Below are 7,529 nucleotides of genomic sequence, written 5' to 3'. Positions count from 1 at the left end.
GGCGGGGACCGCCTGTACGAAGAGGATCTTCCGGCTGACGGTGGCGGCGCCGTACACCCCGGCCACGACCAGGCAGCAGAGGAAGAAGATCTGCGCCGGGCGGGCGACGGGGTCACCGGCGATCAGGCTCCAGACGAGCCCGGCGGCCATGAACCCGTTGTAGAGCCCCTGGTTCGCGGCCAGCGGTGCGCTCTCCCGGGAGAACTCCGGTGTCGTGGCGAAGACCTTGCGGCCGCGCGGGGTGTCCCAGAGGAACATTTCGAGGACCAGGAAACAGGCGTGGATGAGCGCGACGAGCGCGACCAGCACCTGGGCTGCTGTCTGCATGGTGACGACCTGCGGCCTTCCGTATCGACGTGACTTCCTGGACAACTGTAGAGGAAGTCGATCGCGTAGCCTCCCCGCATGATCACTCCCTCCGACGAGGCGCTGGTACGCGACCACACCGTCTACTCGTGCGTGATGGGCTCGCGCGCCTTCGGGCTCGCCACGGACGGCAGCGACACCGACCGGCGGGGGGTCTTCCTCGCGCCGACCCCGCTGTTCTGGCGGTTCGACAAGCCTCCGGCCCATGTGGAGGGACCGGCCGATGAACAGTTCTCCTGGGAGCTGGAGCGCTTCTGCGAACTGGCGCTGCGGGCCAACCCCAATGTGCTGGAGTGCCTGCACTCGCCCCTGGTGGAACAGGCCGACGCGACCGGCCGTGAGCTCCTCTCGCTGCGCGGGGCGTTCCTGTCCCGGCAGGCCCACGGGACCTTCGTCCGCTACGCGCTGGGCCAGCGCCGGAAGCTGGACGCGGACGTCCGGCAGTACGGGGCGCCGCGCTGGAAGCACGCCATGCATCTGCTGCGGCTGCTGGCGAGCGGCCGGGATCTGCTGCGTACGGGAGAGCTCACGATCGACGTGGGCGCGGCCCGCGACGAGCTGCTGGCCGTCAAGCGGGGCGAGGTCGGCTGGCCGGAGGTGGAGCGGCGCATGGCGAGACTGGCCGAGGAGAACGACGAGGCCGCCACCGCCTCGCCGCTGCCCGCGGAGCCGGACCGGGCACGGATCGAGGACTTCCTGATCCGCACCCGCCGGACGTCGGCGCTCCGGGCCCCGGAGGCCGGCTGAGCGCCGAGGCGGCCGCGGCGACGACCGGGCCGAGGCCGGTGACCGGCAGCCCGGCGGTCCGGAATCGCGCCGCGTCCGGACGGTTGGCTCAGGAGTCCCAGAGCGCCCCCAGCGACAGCAGATCGCTGCGGTACTCGATCCGCTCCGACCACTCCTTGGGCCAGGCCCCCGAGCCCAGGTGCGCCCCGGCGAGTGCGCCGGTCAGGCAGCCGAGCGAGTCCGAGTCGCCCCGGGTGCAGGCGGCACGGCGCAGCGCGGTGACCGGTTCGTCGGGGAAGAGCAGGAAGCAGTGCAGGGCCGTGGCCAGGGCGTCCTCGGCGACCCAGCCGTCGCCGGTCGCCTCGCAGGGATCGGTCTCCGGGGACGGGTTGCGCAGCGCGTCCTGGACGCGGGCCAGCGCGGTGAGGCACTCCTCCCAGCCCCGCTGGATGTAGAGCTCCGGCGAGGAGTCGCCCGCGTACCGCCAGAGGTCGCCGAGCCAGCGCGTGAGGTAGTGGCCGCTGTTCTCGTACGCGTAGCTGCGCAGCTGCCCGATCAGTCCCACCGGCTCGGCGCCCTGCGCCAGCAGGTACACCGCGCGGGCCATCAGGTCGGACGCGGCGAGTGCGGTCGGGTGTCCGTGGGTGAGGGCAGCCTGCAACTGGGCCGCTCCGGCGCGCTGTTCGTCGCTCAGTCCGGGAACGAGTCCGACGGGCGCGACCCGCATGTTGGCGCCGCAGCCCTTGGAGCCGGTCTGGCTGGCCTCCTGCCAGATCCGGTCGCTGTCGAGCATCCGGCAGGCGGTCATACAGGTGCGTCCGGGGGCCCGGTTGTTGTCGGGCGAGTGGTACCAGTCGACGAACTCGTCGCGCACCGGGCGCACCAGCCGCAGCGGGGTGAGCAGTCCGCGGTCCATGGCGGACCGGATGCCGCGCCCCAGGGCGAGTGTCATCTGGGTGTCGTCGGTGACGAAGGCCGGGTTCGGCAGCCTCATCTGGCGCCACGGCCCGCACTTGGCGAGGATCGACGGCACGTTGTTGAACTCGGTCGGGAAGCCCAGCGCGTCACCGAGCGCGAGCCCGGTCAGCGCGCCGGTGGCGGCCTGTTTGGTGATGGTCCTGGTCACGATCACGTGCTTCTTCCTTCCGGTCGCAGCAGTGGGGGGTGCAGGGCGGTCGCGGCACCCGCCCGGTGGAGGGCGGCCGGTTTCCCCCGTCCGCCGGTGCGGCGCGGTGATCCCTCCACGGCCTGGACGAAGCCGGGCGTGGTGAGGACCTTGCGCCGGAAGTTGGGCCGGTCCAGCTCGACGCACCAGACCGTCTCGTACACCTGCTGGAGCTCCCCCAGGGTGAATTCGGGCGGGCAGAACGCGGTGGCCAGACAGGTGTACTCGAGCTTGGCGCCGATCCTGATGCGTGCGTCGGCGAGGATGCGGTCGTGGTCGAAGGCGAGCGCGCCGAGTTCTTCGGCGTCCCACCAGCGGGCGCTGGCCGCGTCGCCGCCGCCGCGCGGTTCAGGCAGATCCGGGACGAGCGCGGCGTAGGCGACGGAGACGACGCGCATCCTCGGGTCGCGGTCCGGGTCGCTGTAGGTCCGCAGCTGTTCCAGGTGGAGGGCCGAGACGGTTTCCTCGCTCAGCCCGGTCTCCTCGGCCAGTTCCCGGCGGGCCGCGCTCCCGGCGGACTCGCGGGGCAGGACGAAGCCGCCGGGCAGCGCCCAGTGGCCCTTGTACGGGTCCTCGCCCCGCTCGACGAGCAGGACGTGCAGCCGGGTGTCGCGGACCGTGAAGACGGCCAGGTCGACGGTGACCGCGAACGGTTCGAAGGCGTGCGGGTCGTAGCCCTCGGGTGCGGCGCCGCTCATCGCCGCTCCGGGAGGGGTGCGGCGAAGTCCCAGCCCTCGGCGAGCAGGGCGTCGACCGCCTCGACGGCCGTGGCCAGGCGCTCCTGGCGGCTTCCGGTGAGTTCGATGAAGTTCCTTCCGGTCCGGGTGAGTTCGGCGCGGAAGCGGTCGGTCATCCAGGGCCGCAGCTCCTCGCCGTCGCGCAGTCCGTCGTCCTCGAAGGCGACGCCCTCGTGGTCGGTCAGCAGCCACAGGTGGTGGCCGGCCCGGTCGGCCGTGCGCTCGACGAGCGGGTTGCGGCCGCCGACGTACCGCTCGTGCCAGACCGTCGTGGCGAAGGAGTCGGTGTCGCAGATGAGCACCGGGGACCCGGTGCGGGCGGCCGCCTCCTCCCGGGCGTTCTGGGCCTCGGCTATCAGCGGGAAGTCGTCGGTGGTGAACGCGACGTCCTCCCACTGGGCGCGGGGCCACCGGGCGCGCAGCGCGGCCAGCTTCTGTTCGCTGAACTCGCGCCCGTACTCGGCGACATACCCGGTGAGCGCCCAGACGCCGCCGCGCCGGCGGTAGTGGGCGGCGAGGGCGCGGGCCAGAGTGGTGGTGCCGGTGGACTCGGCGCCCAGGACGACGACCCGGCGGGTGAGCGCGGCCCGCACCGGCGGTTCGAGGAAGTCCCAGCAGCCCGCCGGGTCCTCGCGCACAGCGGTACCGGAGACCGGGAAGACCGTGCGGCCGGGGTCGACGCAGACGGGCTCGGCGCCGAAGCGGCGGGCCAGTTCGTCCCCGTACGGCTCCGAGGTGAAGACGGCGTCCACGGGCTCGGGCACGGCCTGGGTGAAGACCGCCATGTGGGCGTCCCAGATCGCCGGGTCGTGGAGATCCATCCGGGTGTCGTCGACGGCGCCCACCACCGTCACGTTCGGGTGCACCTCGCGCATCCAGGCGACCCGGTCGGCGAGCGGGACCGATTCCACCGAGGCGGCGCAGACCAGCACGGTCAGCCGCTCGCAGCGGTCCTGGGCGGTGCGGACGAGGTGGTGGTGGCCGGCGTGCGGCGGGTAGAACTTGCCGAGCACCAGTCCGTGCGCGAAACGCTTCATGCCACGACCTCCGCGGGTACCGGCCGGTGGACGGTGAGATCACGCCTCCAGTCGCGCAGGCCGATCAGGCACAGCGCCAGGAAGCCTGCGTACAGCAGCGAGGTGAGGTAGAGCTCCTTGTACGCGTAGAGCGGGATGTACACCACGTCGGCGGCGATCCACAGCCACCACGACTCGACGAGCTTCCGGCACTGCCCGTACGTCGCCGCCAGCGACAGCGCGGTCGTCAGCGCGTCCCAGAAGGGCACCGTGGAGTCGGTGGCCCGGTCCAGCAGGACGGTCAGCGCGAGGGTCCCCACCACCCCTGCCGCGAGCAGCAGGACCCACTCGGCGCGGGTGGTGCTCCGCACCGGCAGGCCGTCCGTCCCTGGTCCACCCCCGTGGGCCCAGGTCCACCAGCCGTACGCGGCAAGGGCGATGAAGACGATCTGGAGCCCGGCGTCGGCGTACAGACCGGACTGGGTGAACAGCAGGATGAAGAAGAGGTTGTTGGCGATGCCGATCGGCCAGTTGGCGAGGTGCTGTCGGGCCACGAGCCGGACACACAGCGCCCCGCTGCCGAATCCCAGCACCTCGGTCCAGCTGACCGGGGTGTCCAGGACCGTCACCAGGGGCTGCTGCAGGGGATCGAGGACGTCCGCGAGACTCACACCCGCCTCCTTAATAGTCATTCTGACTATAAAGGTCGAACGCAGGTAGCAAAAGGCCCGCGGCCGGTTCCTGTCCGAAAATCGAAATCCAGGAACCGGCCGCGGGCCGTGAGCTGTGGGTGCGGGGCGGTCTACAGACCGACCTCGCGCATCAGCATGCCCACCTCGGTGTTGGTGAGCCGGCGCAGCCAGCCCGACTTCTGGTCGCCCAGCGGGATCGGTCCGAACGACGTCCGCACGAGCCGCTCGACCGGGAAGCCGGCCTCGGCCAGCATCCGGCGGACGATGTGCTTGCGGCCCTCGTGGAGGGTCACCTCGACCAGGTAGTTCTTGCCGGTGTTCTCGACGACGCGGAAGTGGTCGGCGCGGGCGTAGCCGTCCTCCAGCTGGATGCCGTCCTTGAGCCGCTTGCCCAGGTCGCGCGGGAGCGGTCCCTGGATGGCGGCCAGGTAGGTCTTCTTCACGCCGTACCGGGGGTGGGTGAGACGGTGGGCCAGCTCGCCGTGGTTGGTGAGCATGATGATGCCCTCGGTCTCGGTGTCCAGCCGGCCGACGTGGAAGAGCCGCGTCTCACGGTTGGTGACGTAGTCGCCGAGGCACTGGCGGCCGTCCGGGTCCTCCATGGAGGAGACGACGCCGGCCGGCTTGTTCAGCGCGAAGAAGAGGTACGACTGGGTGGCCACGGTCAGGCCGTCGACCTTGATCTCGTCCCTGTTCACATCGACGCGCATGCCCTGCTCGACGACGATCTCGCCGTTCACCTCGACGCGGGACTGGTCGATCAGCTCCTCGCACGAGCGGCGCGAGCCCATGCCGGCACGGGCCAGCACCTTCTGCAGGCGCTCGCCCTCCTCCTCGGCGCCCGGGTTGGTCCTGGGCGTCTTGATCTCGGGCTTGTCCGCGTACCTGTCGCGGTTGCGCTGCTCGATCTTGGCGTCGAGCTCGCGCGGACGGGCGGGGGCGCCGTACGGGGCACGCCGGCCGGCGCTCCTGGCGCCGCCCGTCGCCGCCTTCGGGCCGCCCTTGGCGCCGCCGCGGGCCGCCGCGCCGCGGCCCTTGCGGGTGCCGCCGTCGCCGCCCGGCTTGTCGTTGCCGACGTCGTAGCGGCGCTCCTCGGGACGGGGCCGGCGGGCGCGCTGCTCCTGCTTGTCGTCACGCTCGGAGCCGGAGACCCGGGGGTTCGGGTTGCTGTTCCTGCCGGTGCCGGTGTTGTTCCTGCCGCCGCTCCTGGCTCCGCCGCCGCTGTTGCCGCCGCTCCTGCCGCCGGTACCGCCGCCGCTCCTGGCTCCGCCGCCGCTGCTGCCGCCGCTCCTGCCGCCGCCGCTGCCGCTTCCGCTGTTCCTGCCACTGCTTCGCATCAAAATTCCGTCTTGTCGTCTGCGTGAGTATCCGGGGTGTCCGGTGCGTCCGGATCGAACGACGGCACACCCTCTAGCGTCTCAGCCTCGATCGCGTCCGCCTCTGGGAGGAAGGGCGCGAGCTCCGGGAGCTCGTCCAGGCCACGCAGGCCCATTCGCTCCAGAAAGTAGTTCGTCGTCCTGTACAGGATCGCACCTGTTTCGGGTTCCGCGCCCGCTTCCTCGACCAGGCCCCTCTGCAACAGGGTCCGCATGACCCCGTCGCAGTTCACGCCGCGCACCGCGGAGACCCGCGAACGGCTCACCGGCTGCCGGTAGGCGACCACCGCGAGAGTCTCCAGCGCCGCCTGGGTGAGACGGGCGTGCTGGCCGTCCAGGACGAAGCCCTCGACCGCCGCCGCGTACTCCGGGCGGGTGTAGAACCGCCAGCCGCCCGCGACCAGCCTGAGATCGAAGCCGCGGCGCTGCACGGTGTACTCGTCGGCCAGCTCGCGCAGCGCGTCGGCGACCGCGCGCCTGGGCCGCTCCAGCACCTTGGCCAGGTGCTCCTCGGTGGCGGGCTCGTCGACGACCATGAGGACGGCCTCCAGGGCGGGCTTGAGACCGAGGTCCGCGACGGTGGATCCGGTGACGTCCTGTTCGCTCATGCCTTCACGTCCTGCCGCTCGTCCCGCACGTCCGGTGTCTCCTGGTCGAACTCGTCCGTCACGATGGGCTCGGCCCCCTGCTCCCCGGCCCAGCGCACCATCAGCTCCCCCAGCGCCTCGTCCTGGTCCAGGACGACGGCCTTCTCGCGGTAGAGCTCCAGCAGCGCGAGGAACCGGGCGACGACGGTGAGGGTGTCCGCAGCGTCCTCGGTCAGCTCCCGGAAGCTGATCTCCCCCGCCTCCCGCAGCCGCGCCATCACGACCCCGGCCTGCTCGCGCACGCTGACCAGCGGGGCGTGGATGTGATCGATGTAGACCTGCGGCCGGGGCCTGGGCTGCATCGCCTTCACGGCGAGCCTGGCGAAGCCCTCGGCCCCGATGCTGATCACGACCTCGGGCAGCAGCTCCGCATGGTGCGGTTCCAGCCCGACGGTACGGGGGTAGCGGCGGCCCTCCGATTCGAGGCGGGCGCTGAAGATCTCGGCGATGCGTTTGTACGCGCGGTACTGCAGCAGCCGGGCGAAGAGCAGGTCCCTGGCTTCGAGCAGCGCCAGGTCCCCCTCGTCCTCCACCTCGGCGGTGGGCAGCAGCCGGGCGGCCTTGAGGTCCAGGAGGGTCGCCGCGACGACGAGGAACTCGGTGGTCTGGTCCAGGTCCCAGTCCGGCCCCATGGCCCGGATGTGGACCATGAACTCATCGGTGACCTTGGACAGCGCGACCTCGGTCACATCCAGCTTGTGCTTGGAGATGAGCTGGAGCAGCAGATCGAACGGCCCCTCGAAGTTCGCCAGCCGGACGGTGAAGCGGCCGTTGTCGGCTGCGGGGGCGGCCGGGGCGGTAGCG

General features: G+C 71.6%; 9 protein-coding genes. 1 reads left to right on the top strand and 8 read right to left on the bottom strand.

Annotation, left to right across the window (positions count from 1 at the left end; genetic code table 11):
* Window positions 1-327 (bottom strand): DUF1304 domain-containing protein (locus tag J1C73_RS19985; protein WP_207317612.1); only part of this gene is annotated, 327 nt, incomplete at its 3' end.
* A 78-nt stretch (window positions 328-405) separates the two neighbouring features.
* Here J1C73_RS19985 and J1C73_RS19980 point away from each other — a divergent pair.
* A complete protein-coding gene (locus J1C73_RS19980; RefSeq protein WP_207317611.1) occupies window positions 406-1,113 on the top strand; it encodes a nucleotidyltransferase domain-containing protein in 708 nt (235 codons plus the stop codon).
* Between the two features lie 88 nt (window positions 1,114-1,201).
* On the opposite strand, the gene J1C73_RS19975 is transcribed toward J1C73_RS19980, so the two are convergent.
* The 7 genes from J1C73_RS19975 to J1C73_RS19945 all read right to left on the bottom strand — a co-directional run.
* Window positions 1,202-2,224 carry an ADP-ribosylglycohydrolase family protein gene (locus J1C73_RS19975; RefSeq protein WP_207317610.1) on the bottom strand — a complete coding sequence of 341 codons (1,023 nt, stop codon included), beginning with the start codon at window positions 2,222-2,224 and terminating at the stop codon, window positions 1,202-1,204.
* Window positions 2,221-2,955, bottom strand: a complete 735-nt coding sequence (locus J1C73_RS19970; protein WP_123468950.1) for an NUDIX hydrolase — start codon at window positions 2,953-2,955, stop codon at window positions 2,221-2,223. Before J1C73_RS19970 ends, J1C73_RS19975 begins: the two co-directional genes overlap by 4 nt.
* Window positions 2,952-4,031, bottom strand: coding sequence for an AAA family ATPase (locus J1C73_RS19965; protein WP_207317609.1), 1,080 nt, complete (start codon window positions 4,029-4,031; stop codon window positions 2,952-2,954). Before J1C73_RS19965 ends, J1C73_RS19970 begins: the two co-directional genes overlap by 4 nt.
* A complete protein-coding gene (pnuC, locus tag J1C73_RS19960) occupies window positions 4,028-4,681 on the bottom strand; it encodes a nicotinamide riboside transporter PnuC (RefSeq protein ID WP_207317608.1) in 654 nt (217 codons plus the stop codon). The genes J1C73_RS19965 and pnuC overlap by 4 nt, the downstream gene beginning before the upstream one ends.
* Window positions 4,682-4,812: 131 nt before the next feature.
* Window positions 4,813-6,039, bottom strand: a complete 1,227-nt coding sequence (locus tag J1C73_RS19955) for a pseudouridine synthase (RefSeq protein ID WP_207317607.1) — start codon at window positions 6,037-6,039, stop codon at window positions 4,813-4,815.
* Window positions 6,039-6,686, bottom strand: coding sequence for an SMC-Scp complex subunit ScpB (gene scpB, locus J1C73_RS19950; RefSeq protein ID WP_123468958.1), 648 nt, complete (start codon window positions 6,684-6,686; stop codon window positions 6,039-6,041). Before scpB ends, J1C73_RS19955 begins: the two co-directional genes overlap by 1 nt.
* The coding region (locus J1C73_RS19945; protein WP_207317606.1) for a segregation and condensation protein A at window positions 6,683-7,529 on the bottom strand (847 nt) is incomplete at its 5' end. The genes J1C73_RS19945 and scpB, both read right to left, overlap by 4 nt.

Source organism: Streptomyces laculatispora, assembly GCF_017353455.1.
In the GTDB taxonomy this organism is placed as follows: domain Bacteria; phylum Actinomycetota; class Actinomycetes; order Streptomycetales; family Streptomycetaceae; genus Streptomyces; species Streptomyces laculatispora.
This window is presented reverse-complemented; position numbering and strand designations above follow the sequence as displayed.